The organism is Micromonospora sp. DT43 (genome assembly GCF_049841645.1).
Classification (GTDB): Bacteria; Actinomycetota; Actinomycetes; order Mycobacteriales; family Micromonosporaceae; genus Micromonospora.
Genome location: NZ_JBNCKR010000004.1, coordinates 344,659 through 363,765 on the forward strand (window position 1 = coordinate 344,659; position 19,107 = coordinate 363,765).

A 19,107-nucleotide genomic window follows, 5' to 3' on the forward strand; every position below is an offset into this window, starting at 1 on the left:
GGGTATGCCGCACCGCGCGGTGCGGCAGAGGGACCCCCGCGCGCCGAGGACGGAGTGTCGAGGAGCGTGAGCGTCCCATGGCTCAGCGGAACAGCTCAGGTCGCGGCGGGACTGCGACCAGGACCAAACGACAGGCCGGCAATCAGAGTCCGGCTACTCCAGGGGTTTCCGAGTCGGAGATCTCCCGGATGCGGGTGGACGACATCCGCGGGCAGTTGCGCAAGCGCGGGGTCTCCGGGATCTCCGCGCTGCGCAAGCCCGACCTGGTGAAGCAGCTGGTGCGTTCGATGCGGTCTGGCGCGGGTCGGCGCAGTACCGGACCGGCTGGTCGGGCGACCGGCACCAGGGCGTCGGCCGGTCGGGCCGCCGCGACGAAGAAGTCGCCGTCAAGGGCGGTACCGGGTCGCGCGAAGGCCGCGCCCGCGAACAAGAGCGCTCCCGCGAAGCGGGCCGCAGCGAAGAAGACGACAGCAGCGAAGCGGACGACAGCAGCGAAGCGGACGACAGCAGCGAAGCGGACGACAGCAGCGAAGCGGACGACTGCCGCGAACAAGTCGACCGCCGCGAAGCGGACGGCTACCGCACGGACGTCGACCGGGGCCCGGAAGGCTGCCGCGACGAAGAAGACGACAGCCGCGGCGAAGTCGACCACCGCGCGCAGGACGTCGGCGACCGCGCGTACCGCGCCTGCACGGAAGGCGCCCGCGAAGAAGGCGCCGTCCCGACCGGCGGCCAAGCGGTCGGCGCCGGCCAAGCGGGCCACGGCCAAGGCGGCGCCGGCGAAGAGGTCGGCGCCCGCCAAGCGCGCCACGGCCAAGCGGTCGGCGCCCGCCAAGCGGGCCACGGCGAGCCAGCCGGCGTCCGGTGGGATGGCGGCCGGTGGGATCCGGACCGGACGGGGCACCGGACGGTCGGTTCGCAGCTTGCAGGTGATCTCGTCGATCGCGGACCGGCCGGAGCGGCCGGGACGGAGCCTGATCACCGCGAATCACGAGGTGATCCAGCGTTGGGCGGGGGAGCGCGGCGCGAAGCCCGCGACCATCGCGGGTACCGAGCGGGACGGCCGGGCCGGAGTGTTGACCTTCAACATCCCCGGTTACCGGGAAAGCAGCCGGATTCGTGAGATCACCTGGGATGAGTGGTTCTACACGTTTGATCTGCGCCGCCTCAACCTGATCTTTCAGGAGCAGATGCGCGACGGCCGGCAGAGCAACTTCTTCCGGACGGAGTCACCCGATCGTGAGGACGGCTGAGGTGTTTGCGGGAATGCCCGACGGGTACCCGGCTGTTGCCACAGACCGAGGCCCGAGCTGGGGATACTCGCCAGTTGTGACCGGCGAGACAGCCCATCTGGGTTGAATCCAGAATCCGGCCGAACTAGCTTTATTGCACCGCGTCACGCTTGGAAACGTTCGGGGGAGCGGCGGATCGATCAGATCCGCGCACCAGGCGAGGCGCGATGGGACGGGTGGACCAACCGTTGGGGGACGGTGCCCACCTGTTTGGACCGGCGGCGCGAGCGGGCGATGCTTACGGGGGTGAGTGTTGCCCGCCGCCGCCGGCCCCACCGGCGAGCGCCCACCATGACCTTCGGGACACGGTGGGCGCTTTGCCGTCGTACTGTCGATCAGCCCGTCTGGACGCGGTCCGCGCGTGGTGCCGGCTCCCGGCCGGCGGCCCGGCGCAGCGCGGCGACGTGCCGGTCGCGGGGCGGCCCGGCCAGCAGGTGCCCGAGCGCGGCCAGCAGGCCCAGCCCGCCCACGATCAGCCAGTGCCGGTCGCCGAGGTGTTGCAGGCTCACCCCGCCCAGCGTGGGTGCGACGAACGCCGCAGCCGGGAACGTCAGGTAGAAGACCGACTGGTATCGCGCGCGCAGTTGCGGCGGTGCCAGATCCGCGTTGATCTGCGCGTTGGGCGGGGCGGCGAGCATCGAGCCGACCGTCCAGATCACCGCCGCACCGAGGTAGACGCCCAGGTCGTCCGCGACGGCGAGCACGCCGAACCCGATCGCCAGCAGGGCCGTGGAGGCGGCAAGCACGACGTCCTTGCGGTGCCTGTCGATCAGCCGGGGCACGAACAGTTGCCCCAGCACGATCAGCGCGCCCCCGAGTGCCACCACCACCCCGTACGCCGACGGTCCCAGACCGTCGGCGCGCATCGCCAACGGCATGATCGTCGAGGTCTGCAGGGTGAGTACGGCCAGCACGAAGGTGAGCCCGACGAAGACCAGGAAGGTCCGGTCGGTGAGCGCTGTGTGCAGTCCTTCCCGTCGGGAGCGGCCGACCTGCGGGGAGTCGGCCGGCGCGGGAGTGGTGGCCCGTCGCAGGGTCTCCGGCACCTTCCAGCCGATGACGGCGGCGGCGGTCAGAGTGGCGGCGGCGTCGACCAGGAACAGCGCGGTGAAGCTGGCCTCGGCCAGTACCCCGGCGAGCAGCGACGCGACCGCCATGCCCAGGTTGAACGCCCAGAACTGGAGGTTGAACGCGCGTGACCGGCGCTCGGCGGGCACCACGTCGACGATCGCCGCCACGAAGGCGGGGCTGGGCATCGAGTGCACCACGCCGACAAGCGCGGACAGCGCCGCGATCAGCAGCAGGGGCCGGCTGAAGGCAAGCGCCACCATCAGAGCGGCGGTGGCCAGGTGGGCGGCCAGCAGGGTGGCCCGGCGACCCCACCGGTCGGCCAGCACCCCGCCGAGCAGGACGCCGGCCGCCCCACCGGCCCCGTACGCCCCGACCACCGTGCCGGCCACCGACTCGCTGGCTCCCCGGGCGTCGGTGAGGTAGAGCGACAGGAAGAGCATGGCGAACCCGCCGGCGCGGTTGATCAGCAGTCCCGCCCAGAGGTACCAGAAGGTGGCGGGTAGCCCGCCCGCGGTGTCGTGCCACAAGCGCCGCAGGGCGTGCATCAGACCTCCCGACAGTTCAGTTTCTTAACCGTTTCTCCAGGACGGTAGGAAGTCGGGCCGATCTGCGCCAGTCGTGTCCCCGATCATGAGCCGTACGTCTCAGCGGCAACACCGCACTCAGGCTGCCGCCTCGGCGGGCTGCGGCGTCGCGGGGCGGGTGCCGGTCGGCACGGACGCATCGGCGTCGTGACGCAGCGCGACGGCACGCCGCTCCCGAGCGGGACCGGACGCGAGGTGGGCCACGGCCGTCAGTACGCCGATCACGGCGCAGCCGAACCAGAGCGCGGCGTTGCCGACGTGCTCCCGCACCAGGCCGCCGAGAATCGGCGCGCTCGCCCCGGCGATCTGCCAGGAGAGCCCGAACACGCCCTGGTAGCGACCGCGCAGCTCAGTCGGGGAGAGCTCGGCGATCAGCGTGGAGTTGGACGGCGAGTTCAGCATCTCGCCGAGCGTCCAGATCAGCACCGTCAGCCCGTAGAACCAGGCGCTTCCCGCGAACGCGGTAAGACCGAACCCGACGCCCATCACCACGGCGGCGAGCGCGAGCACGTGCGAGCGGTTCCGGCCCCGGATCAGCCGGGGCACGAAGAGCTGACCGACGACGATAAGGAGGCCGTTGAGCGCGATCACCGAGCCGTACGTGGCCGGGCTCAGGCCCGAGTCACCCATGGCGATCGGCAGCATCGAGATGTGCTGGAGGAAGACCATCGCGGCGAACAGGTTCAGCGCCACGAAGCCGAGGAAGACCCGGTCGGTGAGGATCGTGCGCAGGGCGCCGCGCGGGGCCGTGGTCGCCGCGACCGTGTACCCGCCACGGCGGGTCTCCGGCACCCGGACGAAGATGATCAAAGCGGTGATCAGCATCGTTCCCGCGTCGACCACGAACAGCAGCAGATAGTCGGCCTGCGCGGCCAGGCCGGCGAGGACGGCGGCGCAGGCGAAGCCCAGGTTGATCGCCCAGTAGTTGAGCGAGAAGGCGCGCAGCCGGTCCCTGGCCGGCACCACGTCGATCATCATGGCCCCGAAGGCCGGCCGGGCCGCCTCGGCGAACATGCCGAGCAGCAGCGCACCAAGCGCCACTGCCCAGAGGTCCCGGGCCAGCCCGAGGGCGAGCATCATGGTCGCCGCGCCGACATGCGCGGTGAGAAGCGTCGGCCGGCGGCCCCACCGGTCGGCCAGGGTGCCGCCAGCGGTGGTGCCGACCGCCCCGCCGACGCCCCACAGGCCGATCACCAGACCGGCCTGCGAGGCCGAGAAGCCGCGTTCCTGGGTCAGATAGATGGCGAGGAAGACCAGGACGAACGAGCCGAGCCGGTTGATCAGGGTGCCCGACCACAGGTACCAGAAGGTGGCCGGCAGGCCGCCGGTCGTGTCCCGGAACCAGCTCCGCATTGTCCGCACGTGGTGCCCCCGCTTGCAAGTAATGACCGATGTGACTACAGCGCCTTACAACCCTAGTAGCGGCCGGATCCGCAGGTCACTCGCTTTTTCACGTGGTGGTCGTCACGACGGGTGCCCGCGTGTCCGGTACGGGGTTGAGGCAGGATGATCCGCATGACTGCGAGCGAGGGGCCCACCGTCGGGACGCTGGTCCTGCTGCGGCACGGCGAGAGTGACTGGAACGCCAAGAATCTCTTCACCGGCTGGGTGGACGTCGACCTGACCGAGAAGGGCGAGGGCGAGGCACGGCGCGGCGGCGAGCTGCTGCGCGAGCACAGCCTGCTGCCGGACGTCGTCCACACCAGCGTGATGCGCCGGGCGATCCGCACCGCCGAGTTGGCGCTGAACGCCGCCGACCGGCACTGGATCGCGGTGCGTCGGTCGTGGCGGCTCAACGAGCGCCACTACGGCGCCCTACAGGGCAAGAACAAGAAGCAGACCCTGGACGAGTACGGCGAGGAGCAGTTCATGCTCTGGCGCCGGTCGTACGACACCCCGCCGCCGCCGATCGCGGACGACGACGAGTGGTCGCAGGTGGGCGACCCGCGGTACGCGCTGCTGCCGACCGAGCTGATGCCGCGCACCGAGTGCCTCAAGGACGTCGTCGAGCGGATGCTGCCCTACTGGTACGACTCGATCGTGCCGGACATCCTGGCCGGCCGGACGGTGCTGGTGGCCGCGCACGGCAACTCGCTGCGCGCCCTCGTGAAGCACCTCGACCAGATCTCCGATGAGGCGATCGCCAAGCTGAACATCCCGACCGGAATCCCGCTGCGCTACGACCTCGACCCGCAGCTGCGCCCGCTCACCCTGGGCGGCACCTACCTCGACCCGACGGCGGCGAAGGAAGCCGCCGCCGCGGTCGCCAACCAGGGCCGCTGAGACAGTAAAAAAGGGGGCCCCTGCGACGCAGGGGCCCCCTTTTCCGCCGTGTGTCAGTTGCCGGTGGGCGTGCTCTCCCCGGTGATCAGGTAGATCACGTGCTCGCCGGCGTTTACCGCGTGGTCGGCGAAGCGCTCGTAGAAGCGGCCCAGCAGGGTGGCGTCGATAGCGGTCTCCACCCCGTACGGCCAGTCGTCACCGAGCAGCACCGAGAACAGGCTCTTGTGCAACTCGTCCATGGCGTCGTCGTCCCGGTCCAGCTCACCGGCCAGGTCGGCGTCGGGCTTGGCCAGCACCGAACCGATCTTCACCGCCATCCGGTCGGCGATGTCCGACATCTCGGTGAAGATCGTGCGCAGCTCGGCCGGTACGGCGGGCGAGGGGTGGCGGCGCAACGCCGTCTTGGCCACGTGGTCGGCCAGGTCGCCCATCCGCTCCAGGTCGGCCGCCACGTGCAGCGCGGTGATCATGGCACGCAGGTCGGAGGCGACAGGCGCCTGCCGGGCGAGCAGGTCACACACCCGCTCCTCGACGTGCCGGTAGAGGTCGTCGATCTCGGCATCCCGCTCGATGACCGTCTCGGCGGCCTGCCGGTCGGCGGTGAGCAGGGCCCGGGTGGCCTGGCGCATGGCAGCGCGGACGCCCTCCGCCATGTCCACCAGCAGTTGGCTGACGATCTGGAGGTCGGCCCGGAACTCGTCGCGCATCATCACGTCCTGTGGTCGGTCGCCGCCGACGGGTGCCGGCGCAGGGGTTGAGCAGGTGCGACGCCAACGGTAGGGCGCGTGGACGGATCCCGGATGAACCACGGTGAACGACGTCAGACGTGGGGGTGAACACTTCCGAAAGTGCGGGTGGTTCGTCCCGTTCTGTGTGGTAGCCAGGTTAACAATGACCCTACGATCGCCGGGTGGAGTGGGCGGTGGCGGTCGTGGTGGCCGTGGCGTTGGCGACCGGACTGGTCGTCGGCCTCCTGCTGCCCCGGTTCCTGCCGGCGCGCGGCCGCTCCACGTCGACGGGCAGCGCGAGCTCCCGCTGGAGCAGGGGGAGGCCCGCGATAGCTGACGAGCAGCAGGCCGGGCTCGGCCGCCGGACGATCGATTCGCTCCGGGCCGGTGTCGTCGTACTGGACGACGACGACGTGCCCGTACTGATCAACCCGGCCGCCCGCGCGATGGGTCTGCTGCGTACCGGCAGCACCCCGGGCACGATCGCCGCGCACCCGTTGATCCGTACCCTCGCGGGCCAGGTGCGCCGCACCGGCGTGCGGCGCGAGATCGAGCTGGACCTGCCGCGGGGTCGCGACAGCGCGGGGGAGAACCCGCTCGGCGTGCACCTGCGGGCCATGGGTCTCGGGAACGGCTTCATCGCCGTGGAAGCGGTCGACGTGACCGAGTCGCACCGGCTCACCCGGGTTCGACGTGACTTCGTGGCGAACGTGAGCCACGAGCTCAAGACACCGATCGGCGCGCTCCAACTGCTCGCCGAGGCGCTGCTGGACGCCACCGAGCCGGCCGACGCCGCGGTTCCTGACCTCTCCGAGGACCTGGTCGCCGCCCGCCGGTTCGCCGAACGGATCCAGCACGAGTCGACCCGGCTGGGCCGGCTGGTGCAGGAGCTGCTGGAGCTGACCCGGCTCCAGGGCGCCGAGCCGCAGCCGCCGCCGGAGCCCGTCGCGCTCGACTGGGTGATCGCCGAGGTGGTCGATCGCACCCGCACCACGGCTGCCGCCCGTGGGGTCGAGGTGACTGTCGACGGCCAGCGCGGTCTCACCGTGTACGGCAGCGACAGCCAACTCGCCACGGCGGTGGCGAACCTGGTGGAGAACGCCATCAACTACTCGGGCGAGGACACCGCGGTGCGGGTCACCCTCCGCGGGGACGATGAACATGTCGAGGTCGCGGTCGCCGACCAGGGCATCGGCATCGCCCCGACGGACGTGGACCGGATCTTCGAGCGGTTCTACCGGGCCGACCAGGCCCGCTCGCGCGCCACCGGTGGCACCGGGCTCGGCCTCGCCATCGTCAAACACATCGCGAGCAACCATGGCGGTCGGGTGGAGGTGTCGAGCACTCTTGGGGGTGGATCGACGTTCACCCTACGGTTGCCCGCCAGCCCCCCTGACGACCTGCTGGCGACACTGCCGCCGGTTGGGATCGAGGCCGGTCCGGCCGAGCTTCGGCAGGTCTGACAGCAATGGAAAGGAAATCCCCCTTGAGCCGCGTTCTGGTGGTCGAGGACGAGGAGTCGTTCTCCGACGCCCTGTCGTACATGCTCCGTAAGGAGGGCTTCGAGGTCTCGGTCGCCGCGACCGGCACCGATGCCCTCACCGAGTTCGACCGAACCGGCGCCGACATCGTGCTGCTCGACCTGATGTTGCCCGAGATGTCGGGGACCGAGGTGTGCCGGCAGCTCCGGCAGCGCTCGGCCGTACCGATCATCATGGTCACCGCGCGGGACAGCGAGATCGACAAGGTGGTCGGCCTGGAGATCGGCGCCGACGACTACGTCACCAAGCCGTACTCTCCCCGGGAGCTGGTCGCGCGGATCCGCGCGGTGCTGCGCCGGCAGAGCCCGGAGGTGGCCGAGGCGGGCGCCCCGACGTTGGCAGCCGGCCCGGTCCGGATGGACATCGAGCGGCACGTGGTGACCGTCGAGGGTGGGGCGGTGCAACTGCCGCTCAAGGAGTTCGAGTTGCTGGAGCTGCTGCTGCGCAACGCGGGCCGGGTGCTGACCCGCGGCCAGCTCATCGACCGGGTCTGGGGCGCCGACTACGTCGGCGACACCAAGACGCTTGACGTGCACGTCAAGCGGCTGCGTTCCAAGATCGAGCCGGAGCCGTCGGCGCCGCGCTTCATCGTCACCGTTCGCGGTCTGGGGTACAAGTTCGAGCCGTGATCGGCCCAACCCGAAGGGGTCCACGCTCCGCGTGGGCCCCTTCGGGCTTGTCGGGGTCCGCTCAGCGGACGACCTTGAGATTGAAGTCGGCGGTGCCGAGCCGGCCGTAGAGCCGCAGCCACAGTGGCATCAGCATCTCGGTGCCCCGCGCGGTGGAGAGGTCACCGAGGTCGATCACGTCGGTGTGGCCGAAGCTGACGAGCAGCTCGGTGACGATCCGCTTCGCCTCCGCGTCGTCGCCGGAGACGAACACGCTGTGCGCGCCGTCGGCGAGCTGGCGCGGGCGCACCATCAGCTCGGCGGTCAGCGTGTTGAGTGACTTGACCACCTTGGCCTGCGGAAACTCCCGCTGGATCTGCTCGGCGAGGGAGTCGGTGTCCGGCACGGTCAGGGTGGGCGGGAAGCCTGCGCTGAAGTCGAGCGGGTTGGCGATGTCGAGCAGAACCTTGCCGGCCAGGTTCGCCGCGCCGGCCGCGGTGAGCGCCGGCAGGGAGCCGCTGCCACTTGTGGCGTTGACCACCAGCTCGGCGTCTGCGGCCGCGTCGGCCTGGGTTGCCAGGCCCACCTCGGGGTGCTCCGCGGCCCAGGCGGCGTAATCGCCGGCCAGGGTGGTCGCGACATCCCGCGTGCCGATGGTGACCTGATGGCCCAGCTCCGCAGCGCGGGCGCTGATGGTCCGGCCGACCGAGCCGGTGCCGAGAACTGCGATGCGCATGTCGATCAATCCTCCACTCGGGCGCGGAGTGGCGTCGCGCCGGTTGCGAGCAGGCTAACAGACAGGTCTGTCTGCCCGCTGCCCCTGGCGACTCCGAAGGTGGCGCGCTGCCCGGCCCGGCCCGGCCCGGCCCGGCCCGGCCCGTGCACGTTCCCGTTCCCGGCTTGGTCGATGCCCGGCCCGGCCCGCCCTGGCCCGTTCCCGGCCCATGCCCGGCCTGCCCTGGTCGATGCCCAGTCCGGCCCGTGCCCGTGCCCGGCCGTGCCCGTTCCCGTGCCCGTGCCCGTGCCGGGCCGTGCCCGTTCCCGTGCCCGTGCCGGGCCGTGCCCGTGCCGGGCCGTGCCCGTTCCCGTGCCGGGCCGTGCCCGTGCCGGGCCGTGCCCGTGCCCGTGCCCGTTCCCGTGCCCGTGCCCGTGCCCGTGCCCGTGCCCGTGCCCGTGCCGGGCCGTGCCCGTGCCCGTGCCCGTGCCGGGCCGTGCCCGTGCCCGTGCCCGGCCGTGCCCGTGCCCGTTCCCGTGCCCGGCCGATCCCGGCCGATCCCGGCCGGTGCGGCCGGTGCCGGCCGGGCATGCTGCGGTGCCTTTGGAGCTGATGCCGTAAACGAATCAGCTGTTGATCACAAGCAAGTCATCCGCCGTTGCTCGTGGAGCGGCCATCTGTCGTGGATCGTGGACCGGTCGTTCGGCGTGGGTCTTGGATCGGGCGCTCATTGTGGATCTTGGGTCGGTCGTTCGTCGTAGGTCTCGGATCAGGCCCTCATTGTGGATCTTGGATGTGCGATCCGATGGATGTCTCGGACGAATGATCTGCCGATGACGTCGGCGCTCTCAGCTCCAAAGGCGTTGCGACCCATGCTCCTGGCTGCTGGCGGCGGGGTGTTGCCGGCCTTGGAGGCAGCGAAGGCGCGCCCCTGGGGACGTGGGCCGGGTGCCGGGATCGCCGCGCCGGGCGAAGGGCTCGTCGGGGTCGGGCGGCCGCGCCGGGGCGAGGGGCTCGTCGGGGTCGGGCGGCCGCGCCGGGGCGAGGGGCTCGGACAGGGGCAGTAGACGGAGCTGTCTGTAGAATCGGCCCGCCACCAGCACGTCGAGGGAGTACCGATGCCTGCCCAGCGCACACCGGCCGGCTCGGCCCGGGACCGGATCCTGGAGACCGCGTTCCGGCTCTTCTACGCCCACGGGCCGCGCGGCGTGGGGGTGGACACGGTCATCGCCGAGTCGGGCGTGGCCAAGGCGACGCTCTACAAGCACTTCCCGCGCAAGGACGACCTGGTGCTGGCGTACCTCGACCGGGTCGACCAGGCGTGGTTCGGCGCACTGCGCGCCGCGGCCCGGGATGCCGGCGACGAGCCGCGCGACCAGTTGGTCGGGATGTTCGACGCGCTCGCCGGCGCCTGCCGGCGGGACGGCTACCACGGCTGCGCGTTCATCAACACGGCCGCCGAGTCGCCGACCGGCGGCGCGGTGCACGCCCGCACGGTCGAGCACAAGACAGTGGTCCGAGCCTGGGTGACGGAGCTGGCGCGGCAGGCCGGCGCGGCCGACCCGGAGCTGCTCGCCCGGCAGCTCACCCTGCTGCTCGACGGCGGGCTCTCCGGCGGTGTGCTGGACGGCGACCCGGTGATCGCCGACGCGGCACGGCGCAGCGCCCGCACCCTCGTCGACGCGGCGTTGCGCTGACGGGCGCTCAGCTAGAGATTGTCGGCGGGGTGCGGGGCGACCATGCCCTGCTTCACCCGGGCCGCGCACAGCTCGGCCAGGCGCTCGTACGCGGCGGCGCCGATCAGCGCGGTCAGCTCCGGCCCGTAGGACAGGTACATCGGCTCGGTGCCCACGTGGGCGTCCGTCGAGGAGGTGCACCACCAGTCCAGATCGTGCCCGCCGGCGCCCCAGCCGCGCCTGTCGAACTCGGACAGCGTGGAGACCAGCACCTTGGAGTTGTCGGGGCGCTTCACCCAGTCCTGGTCCCGCCGGATCGGCAGCTGCCAGCAGACGTCCGGCTTGTATTCCAGCGGGTGCACCCCGTCGCGCAGCGCCTGGGCGTGCAGCGCGCAACCTCCACCGCCCGCGAAGTCGGCGTCGTTGAGGAAGACGCACGGCCCGTCGGCGCCCTGGGTGGCGGTGCGGCGCGCCGGGTTCTTGCCGTCGATCGTGTCCTCGTCGGTCCAGTTCTTGAAACCGCGCCGGAAGTGCTGCCAGGTCGCCGGGGTGAGCCGTTTGACGGCGGTGCGGACGCGCTTCTCGTCGTCCGAGTCGGTGAAGAACGCCCCGTGTGAGCAGCAGCCGTCGGCCGACCGGCCGGCGATGATGCCGTGGCAACCCTGCCCGAAGATGCAGGTCCAACGGGACAGCAGCCAGGTCAGGTCGGCCCGGATCAGGTGGGTCTCGTCCGCTGGGTCGGCGAACTCGATCCACTCCCGGGGAAAGTCCAGCGCCACCTCGCGGCTGCGCGGGTCACCCGGGTCGTCCACCAGCACGCGGAGCTCCATCGTCACCCGGACCAGCGTACGCGCGGTGACGTCGGCAGGCCGGTGAGCCGCACGAACGTGTTGCACCTAGGGTCTTCACCATGCGACTGGGTGTCCTCGACGTCGGTTCCAACACGGTGCACCTGCTGGTGGTCGACGCGCACCACGGCGCGCACCCCTGGCCGGCGCACTCGGAGAAGGTCGTCCTTCGTCTCGCCGAGCAGATCGGCCCGGACGGCGCGTTGACCGAGGCCGGCTCGGACGGCCTGGTCAAGGCGGTCGGCATGGCCAAGGCGGCGGCCACGGGGCTGGAAGCCGACGACCTGATCGCGTTCGCCACCTCGGCGGTACGCGACGCCACAAACGCGGCCGACGTGCTCACCCGCGTCCGCGACGAGACCGGCGTACGCCTGGAGGTGCTCTCCGGCGCGGACGAGGCGCGGATGACGTTCCTGGCGGTGCGGCGCTGGTTCGGCTGGTCGGCGGGGCGCCTGCTGGTGCTCGACATCGGCGGCGGCTCCCTGGAGATCGCCGCCGGGATCGACGAGGACCCGGACGCGGCGATCTCGCTGCCGCTCGGCGCGGGCCGCCTGACCCGGGAGCGGCTGCGGGTCGACCCGGACAGCGCGACGCCGCCGTCCGCCGAGGCAGTCGACAAGCTGCGGGAGTACGTGGACGGCCGGCTGGACAAGGTGGTCGACCAGATGACCGAGGTGGGCTGGGGTCGGGCGGTGGCCACCTCGAAGACGTTCCGCACCCTGGCGCGACTGGCCGGCGCGGCGCCGTCCGGGGCCGGGCTCTGGGCGCGGCGCAGCCTGACCCGTGCCGGTCTGCGGCAGGTCATCGGCTTCATCCGGCACATTCCGCCCACCCAGTTGATGGAGCTGGAGGGGGTCAGCTCGGGTCGGGCCCACCAACTGCTGGCGGGCGCGGTGGTCGCCGAGGCGGTGATGCGCAGGCTCGACCTGGACTCGCTGGACATCTGCCCGTGGGCGCTGCGGGAGGGGGTCATCCTCCGCCGACTCGATCAACTCGAACCGATCTGACCGGGCTGCCGGGTTACGGCCGGTTTGCCGGCGCTCGTCCTGATGGCCCTACGGCAGCCGGGCTACGCTGGCTGACGTGACTTCCCGCGTTCCGGTGCTCCTGTCCAGCTCGTCGGTCTTCCCCGAGCCGACCGCGGCGGCGTTCCAGCTGGCCGCGGCGCTCGGCTACGACGGTGTCGAGGTGATGGTCTGGACCGACGTGGTCAGCCAGGACGCGGGCGCGCTGCGCGGCCTGTCGGCGCACTACGACGTGCCGGTGCTCTCCGTGCACGCGCCCTGCCTGCTGGTCACCCAGCGGGTGTGGAGCCCGGACCCGTGGCAGCGGCTGCGCAGGGCCGCCGAGCTGGCCGAGACGCTGGGAGCGCCGACGGTCGTGGTGCACCCGCCGTTCTCCTGGCAGCGCGACTACGCGCGTAACTTCGCCGAGGGGTTGGCCACGATCGCGGACCGCTTCAACGGCGTGCGCTTCGCTGTGGAGAACATGTACCCGGTGCGGATGGCGGGCCGGCAGTTCGTCCCGTACGTCCCCGGGTGGGATCCCACCGACGCGGGCTACCCGTCGTACACCCTGGATCTGTCGCACTGCGCGGCCTCGCACAGCGACCCGCTGGAGATGGCCGACCGGATGGGCGCCGGCCTGGCGCACGTGCACCTTGGCGACGGCACCGGTGAGGGCCGCGACGAGCACCTGGTGCCCGGTCGTGGCACACAGCCGTGCGGGGAGCTGCTCTCCTCGCTGGCGGGGCGTGGCTTCACCGGGTCGGTGGCGGTGGAGGTCGCCACCCGGGGCGCGAAGAGCCGCGCGGTGCGCGAGGCGGACCTGCGCGCCGCGTTGGAGTTCGCCCGGCAGCACCTGCCCGCGCAGTCACCTGTCGACGTCTGACCCCACCCGGCGAGCGGTCAGCTCACCGGGGTGAGCGACTCGGTGGTCGCGGTGGGCTGCGGGGCGACCGGCAGCTGCTCGCCGATGGCGGCCCGCTTGCGGGCACGGTGCGCCGCAACGTGGGAGCGGGTGGCGCAGCGCTCGGAGCAGAACCGCCGGCAGCAGTTGGACGACGTGTCCAGGTAGACGTTGCCGCACCGCTCGTCGGCGCAGACTCCGAAGCGTGCGCTGCCGTACTCGCAGAGCCACACCGACAGCCCCCAGACCGCGCCGGCCAGGTATTCGGCGCTCACCGACGCGCCCCGGCTGGTCACGTGCATGTGCCAGTCGCTGGAGTCGTGTCCGGAGATGCGCGGCTGGACCGGGAACGCCTCGAGCAGCGCGTTCAGCTCGGTCACCGCCTGGGCGTCGCGCCCCGAGGTGCCGTACTCGAAGACGTCGCGGAGCCGCTTCTGCGCCCGCCGGAAGATCGCGACGTCGCGGTCGGCGACCTCGTCGCGCATCCAGGCGTTGTCGTCGGGAAAGAGGGCCCGCAGGTCGTCGAGGTCGTCCAGGCGGGCGTTGACCAGGTCAACACCGGTCCGGGCGTACGCGTCGAAGTTCACGCCCCCAACGGTAGACGACTCACGGGGTGCGCGGCGCGTCGATGTAGTGCGGCAGGAACCGCGCGTAGCCGTCGGTGATCAGACTCGCGCTCTCCCGCACGCCCACCCCGGCCGACTCGCCGTCGACGATCCAGCTGCCCAGCACCGTCCGGTTGCCGGCGAACTGCGGCAACGCCCGGAACTCCTGGTAGCACCAGCCCTCGTCGCCGTAGATCCCCGGGTTGGTGATCTCCTGCTCGGCGGTGACGATGCGTACCGAGCCACCCTCCCGGCCGAGCAGCGGCTTGGCCACGTACTCGCGCATGCCGCGCGGCGAGTCGAGGTACGCCGGGAGCAGGTACTCGTGGTCGGGGTACAGCTCCCAGAGGATCGCGAGCAGCGCCTTGTTGGACAGCAGGAGCTTCCAGGCCGGCTCGATCCAGGTGGTCGGGGTGCCCGGGGCCAGGGCGGGCGGCCCGTACGGCTCGGCCAGCATCCACTCCCACGGGTAGAGCTTGAAGCAGGTGGTCACCGGCTGGTCGTCGGCGTCGACGAAGCGCCGGCCGTCCCAGCCGATCTCCTGGATGGGTTGCAGCTCGACGCTCAGGCCGGCCTGCCGGGCGGTCTCGGCGAGGTAGCCGGCCGTCATGTGGTCCTCGCCGGACTCCTCCTCGTTCGACCACAGCACGTGGACCAGGGGGTCGTGCAGCCCGGCGCCGATCTTTGCCCAGGCACCGACCAGCCGCTCGTGCAGGCTGTTCCACTGGTCCAGCTCGGGGCGGGTCTGCTCCAGCCAGTACCACTGGATGATGCTCGCCTCGACAAGCGCCGTGGGCGTGTCCGCGTTGTACTCAAGCATCTTCGGCGGCCAGGTGCCGTCGTACGCCAGGTCGAACCGCCCGTAGAGGGTGGGTGGCGCCTCCCGCAGCGACCGGGCGACCGCCTCGGCCGCCCAGGCGGGGATGCCGAACTCGGCGTACCGGCCCTGGGTCACCACGTGCTCGGCGGCGGCCACGGACATCCGGTGCAGCTCCTCGGTGGCCTCCTCCAGCCGCAGCACCTCGTCGAGGTCGAAGGCGTACGCGGCGGTCTCGTCCCAGTACGACATGATCCCGCCGTCGGGCAGTTCGGTGTCGACGTACACCAGACCCTGCGCGCGGATGGTGGCGTCCCAGTCGGGCCGGGGCGGCACGGACTCGCGGCGCATGTCAGCCGCCGCAGGAGGCGAGGTGGGTGCCGAACCCGCCGCGCTCGGGCAGGGCGGCGGTCGTCGGTTCGCCGGCTGCGCGCCCCGCGACGGGGGCGGACACCCGCATCGCCAGCGCGACCGTGTCACCGCCACCGACCGGCCCGAGGGCGCAGTCGTCATCGTCGTCGTCCGAGGTCATGTTGCAGCCGGAGAGGGCGAGCGCGAGAGCGGTGAGCGCGCCGAGCTGCACGGAGGCCGACCGGAGGCGGCGGGGGCGTTGGTCCACGGGATCGTTGTAGCCGATCGACGCCAACACCGCAGCCCCGGCCGCCCCCCGGCGGGGGTCCTGGCAGGGGCGATACGCTCGGCTCATGCTCCGTTCCGTCATCCTCGCCGCCTCCCGGTCATCCCAGGTCGAGCGGCTCGTCGCGACCGCCCCGTACACCCGGGACGTCGTTCGCCGGTTCGTCGCCGGCGCCTCCACCGACGACGCGTTGCGCGCGACCCGCGGGCTCGTCGACGACGGTCTGGCCGTCACCCTCGACCACCTGGGCGAGGACACCGTCCGTCCCGAGCAGGCCACGGCCACCCGGGACGAATACCTGAAGCTGCTGAAGATGCTCTCCGGCGCGGGGCTCACCCCGGCGGCCGAGGTGAGCGTGAAGCTCTCCGCGCTCGGCCAGATGTTCGACGAGCAGTTGGCGTACGACAACGTGCGGGCGATCTGCGCGGCCGCCGACGCGGCGGGCACCACCGTCACCCTGGACATGGAGGACCACACCATCACCGACTCGACGCTGGAGGTGCTGGCCAAGCTGCGCAAGGACTTCCCGTCGACGGGCGCGGTGCTCCAGGCGTACCTGCGGCGCACCGAGTCGGACTGCCGTGAGCTGTCCTCCGCCGGCTCGCGCGTGCGTCTGTGCAAGGGCGCGTACCGGGAGCCGGAGTCGGTGGCGTACCAGTCGGCCCGCGAGGTGGACAAGTCCTACGTCCGCTGCCTGAACATCCTGATGTCCGGCGACGGGTACCCAATGCTGGCGACCCACGATCCGCGGATGATCGCGATCGGCGAGGACCGGGCCCGCTGGTTCGACAGGGGGCCGGAGCGTTTCGAGTTCCAGATGCTCTACGGCATTCGCCCCGAGGAGCAGGCCCGGCTGGCCGGCGAGGGCTACACGGTGCGCACCTACGTCCCGTACGGCGACCAGTGGTACGGCTACCTGATGCGTCGGCTCGCCGAGCGCCCGGCGAACCTGGTCTTCTTCGGGCGTGCGCTGGTCTCCAAGAAATAACAGGGCTTGACGGGGTTGGCTAGTTGGCTTAGCTTTATGGCTATGACAGCTAGCCAGGTGCGGCGGGACGGCGGACACATCGCCTACGAGGTGCACGGCGACGGCCCACTTGTCGTCCTCGCGCACGGCATGGGCGAGAACAGGGCGAGCTTCCGGCACCTCGTGCCCCTGCTGGTGGCCACCGGTCACCGAGTCGCCTCGGTCGACGTACGCGGGCACGGGGAGTCCAGCGTCGGCTGGCCCTCGTACGCCCCGGCGGAGGTCGGCGCCGACCTGCTGGCCGTCGTCCGTCACCTCGACGCCGGGCCGGCCGTGCTGGTCGGCAGCTCGTCCGCCGCCGCGGCGGTGGTCTTCGCCGCGACCGACGCGCCCGAGCTGGTCTCCGGCATCGTGCAGATCGCGCCGTTCGTCGGCCAGCCGAAGCTCAACCCGCTGCTGCGGGCGGCGATGGGAGCCGTGCTGCGCAGTCCACGACTGTTCGGGATGTTCCACAAGACCCTGTTCCCGGTGCACCGACCGGCCGACGACGCGGCGTACCGCCTGTCGATGGTGGCCAACCTGCGCGAACCCGGCCGGATGGCCGCGACGCGCGGCGTGATCGCGCCGGTCGAGCCGCACTGGACCGCCCGCGCGCCGCAGGTACGCCAACCGGTGCTGGTGCTGATGGGCACCAAGGACCCGGACTTCCCCGACCCGGGCGCCGAGGCGCGGGCGGCCCGCCGGCTCTTCCGCGTCGCCGAGGCTCGGATGATCGCTGAGGCCGGGCACTACCCGCACGCCGACCGGCCGCAGGCCACCGCCGACGAGCTGGCGGGTTTCCTGGCGGTGTGTGCGGGTGCCTAGGGCAGGGCTCAACCAGCAGACCGTGGTGCGGGAGGCCGCCCGGCTGGCCGACGAGGTCGGCTACCAGCAGCTCACCCTCGCCGCGCTGGCCAGCCGGCTCGGCGTCGCGCTGCCCAGCCTCTACAAGCACATCCGCGGGGCGGACGCGCTCACCCAGAAGCTCGCCGCGCTGGCCAGCGCCGAGCTGGCCACCGAGCTGACCACGGCGGCCGCCGGCCGCTCGGGTGGGGACGCGCTGCGAGCGATGGCGGACGCGTACCGCGCCTACGCCCATCGGCACCCCGGGCGCTACCCCGCCACCCAGCGGGTGCCCGACCCGTCCGACCCGGAACACGTCGAGGCGGGCGAACGCGCGGTCGGCGCCATCTTCGCGGTGCTGCGCGGCTACGGACTCACCGGCGACGACGCGGTGGACGCGACCCGAGCGCTGCGCAGCGCACTGCACGGTTTCGTCACCCTGGAGGCCGCCGGTGGCTTCGGCCTGCCGCGCGAGGTCGACCGCTCGTACCACCAGTTGGTCGCCGGCCTGGACGTGGCATTCCGCTCCTGGCCGGCTCGCGGAGCCTGACCCGGTCCGATCGGCCCGGGTCGGCCTCGCCCGATCCGGCAATTGGTCGTACCCTTCGGCGGGTGACTGACGGGGTGCAGCAGCCGGCACCGCGGCGGCTCTGGCCGCTGTGGACCGTGCTCGTCGTGGTGGTCCTGCTGCTGGGCTGCGGCCTTCCGGCGGCGCTGGTCGTCGGTGCGGTCCGCGAGGCCGGCGGCCGGGCCACGCTCAGCCGGGCCGGCGCCACCGCGACCGACGACCCGGCCACCGCCGTCGCCCGGGGGCTGTCCGACCGGATGACCGCGCAGCTCCGGCGGCAGTCCACGGCGCTGCTCGGCGGCGACCGGGCCGGCTTCCTCGCCGTCGCCGACCCCACCACACACCCCGACCTGCGCCGCCGCTACGCCGCACTGCGCGCCCTCCGGGTCACGGTGTGGCGGGCCGAGCCGAGTGGCCTGCCCGTACCTGTCGTCGGCAGGCCGGGCGAGTGGCGGCTGCTGGTGCGCTTCCAGTACTGCTTCGTCTCCCCAGGCTGCCGACCGAGCCCGGTGCTGATCGGCACCCGCTGGCGAGAGAACGGCGAGCAGCCCCGACTGGTCGCCCTGGAGGAGTCCAAGTCCGCCGAGACCGGCACCCGACCGTGGGAGATCAGCGAACTGGCCGTGGCGGTCGGGGCGCGGACCATCGTCGCCACCACGCCGGCGCTACGCGGCAAGCTGCCCACCCTGCTGGCTCAGGCGGAGGCGGCGGCAACTGTTGCCGACACCTACGCCGTGACCGGCTCGCCCCCGGACCGCTACCGGATCTTCTACGCCGGCCGGGCGGAGTGGCAACGCTGGTACGGCGGCGGACGCCCACAGTGGACCGGCGGCTACGCGGTGACCGTGGGCGGCGGCCACCACGAGGTGGTGCTCAACGCCGACGGGCTGCCCAGCAGCGGCACCGACGACCTGCTCCGGCACGAGCTGACCCACGCCGCCTCACTGCCCGAGCGCGGTTACCCCGGCAAGACGACCTGGTGGCTGGTCGAAGGGCTGGCCGAGTTCGCCGGCTCGGGCGGTCAGCCGGTCGACAGGTACGAGGGGCTCGCGGAGGTGCGCAAGCTGGTCCGGGGCGGTTGGGACGGCCGACTGGAGGGCGTCACGCCCGCCGACGACGCCTCCGCCGAGCGGGTCGGTGGCAGCTACGGCGTCGGCTACCTCGCCGTCCGCCACCTCGTCGACCGGTTCGGCCCGGAGCGGCTGCTGACCTTCTTCAAGGCAGTGGTGCACGAGCGCAAGGCAGTCGACGCCGCCGCCGAGCAGGCGTTCGGGGAGCAGTGGTCCACGTTGCACGACGAGTGCGTGGCGTACGTCCGCGCCACCGCCGCCTGACCAGCGCGACGGGACGCGTGCCGGTGCGCCGTACGATCGATGG

18 protein-coding genes and 1 pseudogene are annotated in these 19,107 nt (G+C 72.1%); 11 read left to right on the top strand and 8 right to left on the bottom strand.

Annotated features, from left to right (window positions below; translation table 11 throughout):
* Window positions 1–860: 860 nt before the first annotated feature.
* Window positions 861–1,253: pseudogene (locus ACLQ26_RS13155) on the top strand (hypothetical protein); the annotation flags it as partial.
* A 374-nt stretch (window positions 1,254–1,627) separates the two neighbouring features.
* On the opposite strand, the gene ACLQ26_RS13160 reads toward ACLQ26_RS13155, so the two are convergent.
* Window positions 1,628–2,908, bottom strand: coding sequence for an MFS transporter (locus ACLQ26_RS13160; protein ID WP_425744667.1), 1,281 nt, complete (start codon window positions 2,906–2,908; stop codon window positions 1,628–1,630).
* Between the two features lie 117 nt (window positions 2,909–3,025).
* The gene (locus ACLQ26_RS13165) at window positions 3,026–4,309 is read right to left on the bottom strand and encodes an MDR family MFS transporter (RefSeq protein ID WP_425744668.1); all 1,284 of its coding nucleotides are present in this window, start codon (window positions 4,307–4,309) and stop codon (window positions 3,026–3,028) included.
* A gap of 153 nt (window positions 4,310–4,462) precedes the next feature.
* Here ACLQ26_RS13165 and ACLQ26_RS13170 point away from each other — a divergent pair, with 153 nt between their 5' ends.
* Window positions 4,463–5,230, top strand: coding sequence for a phosphoglyceromutase (locus tag ACLQ26_RS13170; protein ID WP_007465667.1), 768 nt, complete (start codon window positions 4,463–4,465; stop codon window positions 5,228–5,230).
* 53 nt (window positions 5,231–5,283) lie between these two features.
* On the opposite strand, the gene phoU is transcribed toward ACLQ26_RS13170, so the two are convergent.
* Complete coding sequence (gene phoU, locus ACLQ26_RS13175) at window positions 5,284–5,937, bottom strand: phosphate signaling complex protein PhoU (protein ID WP_363684512.1); 654 nt, start codon at window positions 5,935–5,937, stop codon at window positions 5,284–5,286.
* 224 nt (window positions 5,938–6,161) lie between these two features.
* Here phoU and ACLQ26_RS13180 point away from each other — a divergent pair, with 224 nt between their 5' ends.
* Complete coding sequence (locus ACLQ26_RS13180; RefSeq protein ID WP_425744812.1) at window positions 6,162–7,421, top strand: sensor histidine kinase; 1,260 nt, start codon at window positions 6,162–6,164, stop codon at window positions 7,419–7,421.
* A gap of 23 nt (window positions 7,422–7,444) precedes the next feature.
* Window positions 7,445–8,128, top strand: a complete 684-nt coding sequence (locus tag ACLQ26_RS13185; protein ID WP_039906992.1) for a response regulator transcription factor — start codon at window positions 7,445–7,447, stop codon at window positions 8,126–8,128.
* Between the two features lie 61 nt (window positions 8,129–8,189).
* Here the strand turns inward: ACLQ26_RS13185 and ACLQ26_RS13190 are convergent, their stop codons facing one another.
* Window positions 8,190–8,843: an NADPH-dependent F420 reductase gene (locus ACLQ26_RS13190; RefSeq protein WP_393300021.1), complete on the bottom strand. Its 654-nt coding sequence runs from the start codon at window positions 8,841–8,843 to the stop codon at window positions 8,190–8,192.
* A gap of 1,097 nt (window positions 8,844–9,940) precedes the next feature.
* Between ACLQ26_RS13190 and ACLQ26_RS13195 the strand changes: the two genes are divergently transcribed.
* A complete protein-coding gene (locus ACLQ26_RS13195; protein ID WP_425744669.1) occupies window positions 9,941–10,519 on the top strand; it encodes a TetR/AcrR family transcriptional regulator in 579 nt (192 codons plus the stop codon).
* A gap of 11 nt (window positions 10,520–10,530) precedes the next feature.
* On the opposite strand, the gene ACLQ26_RS13200 is transcribed toward ACLQ26_RS13195, so the two are convergent.
* The gene (locus ACLQ26_RS13200; protein ID WP_425744813.1) at window positions 10,531–11,328 is read right to left on the bottom strand and encodes a hypothetical protein; all 798 of its coding nucleotides are present in this window, start codon (window positions 11,326–11,328) and stop codon (window positions 10,531–10,533) included.
* 80 nt (window positions 11,329–11,408) lie between these two features.
* Here ACLQ26_RS13200 and ACLQ26_RS13205 point away from each other — a divergent pair, with 80 nt between their 5' ends.
* Together ACLQ26_RS13205 and ACLQ26_RS13210 are read left to right on the top strand one after the other, a co-directional pair.
* The gene (locus ACLQ26_RS13205) at window positions 11,409–12,353 is read left to right on the top strand and encodes a Ppx/GppA phosphatase family protein (RefSeq protein WP_425744670.1); all 945 of its coding nucleotides are present in this window, start codon (window positions 11,409–11,411) and stop codon (window positions 12,351–12,353) included.
* A gap of 76 nt (window positions 12,354–12,429) precedes the next feature.
* On the top strand, window positions 12,430–13,236 hold the full coding sequence (locus tag ACLQ26_RS13210) for a sugar phosphate isomerase/epimerase family protein (protein ID WP_425744671.1): 807 nt from the start codon (window positions 12,430–12,432) through the stop codon (window positions 13,234–13,236).
* Window positions 13,237–13,253: 17 nt separating this feature from the next.
* Here ACLQ26_RS13210 and ACLQ26_RS13215 read toward each other — a convergent pair whose 3' ends face one another.
* Genes ACLQ26_RS13215 through ACLQ26_RS13225 form a run of 3 tightly spaced genes read right to left on the bottom strand, consistent with a single transcriptional unit; the run spans window position 13,254 to window position 15,382 of the window.
* A complete protein-coding gene (locus tag ACLQ26_RS13215; RefSeq protein ID WP_007465644.1) occupies window positions 13,254–13,841 on the bottom strand; it encodes a CGNR zinc finger domain-containing protein in 588 nt (195 codons plus the stop codon).
* Between the two features lie 19 nt (window positions 13,842–13,860).
* Window positions 13,861–15,027 (bottom strand): glutathionylspermidine synthase family protein, encoded by a 1,167-nt coding sequence (locus tag ACLQ26_RS13220; RefSeq protein WP_425744672.1) that lies wholly within the window; start codon window positions 15,025–15,027, stop codon window positions 13,861–13,863.
* Window position 15,028: 1 nt separating this feature from the next.
* Window positions 15,029–15,382: a hypothetical protein gene (locus ACLQ26_RS13225; RefSeq protein ID WP_425744673.1), complete on the bottom strand. Its 354-nt coding sequence runs from the start codon at window positions 15,380–15,382 to the stop codon at window positions 15,029–15,031.
* Between ACLQ26_RS13225 and ACLQ26_RS13230 the strand changes: the two genes are divergently transcribed.
* The 4 genes from ACLQ26_RS13230 (at window position 15,381) to ACLQ26_RS13245 (ending at window position 19,064) form a co-directional block, all read left to right on the top strand.
* Window positions 15,381–16,301 (top strand): proline dehydrogenase family protein, encoded by a 921-nt coding sequence (locus ACLQ26_RS13230; RefSeq protein WP_425744674.1) that lies wholly within the window; start codon window positions 15,381–15,383, stop codon window positions 16,299–16,301. The two genes, ACLQ26_RS13225 and ACLQ26_RS13230, sit on opposite strands and share 2 nt — an antisense overlap.
* A gap of 42 nt (window positions 16,302–16,343) precedes the next feature.
* Window positions 16,344–17,144, top strand: a complete 801-nt coding sequence (locus ACLQ26_RS13235; RefSeq protein ID WP_425744675.1) for an alpha/beta fold hydrolase — start codon at window positions 16,344–16,346, stop codon at window positions 17,142–17,144.
* Window positions 17,137–17,712, top strand: coding sequence for a TetR/AcrR family transcriptional regulator (locus ACLQ26_RS13240; protein ID WP_425744676.1), 576 nt, complete (start codon window positions 17,137–17,139; stop codon window positions 17,710–17,712). Before ACLQ26_RS13235 ends, ACLQ26_RS13240 begins: the two co-directional genes overlap by 8 nt.
* A 62-nt stretch (window positions 17,713–17,774) precedes the next feature.
* Window positions 17,775–19,064 carry a hypothetical protein gene (locus tag ACLQ26_RS13245; protein ID WP_425744677.1) on the top strand — a complete coding sequence of 430 codons (1,290 nt, stop codon included), beginning with the start codon at window positions 17,775–17,777 and terminating at the stop codon, window positions 19,062–19,064.
* The last annotated feature ends 43 nt before the right edge of the window (window positions 19,065–19,107 follow it).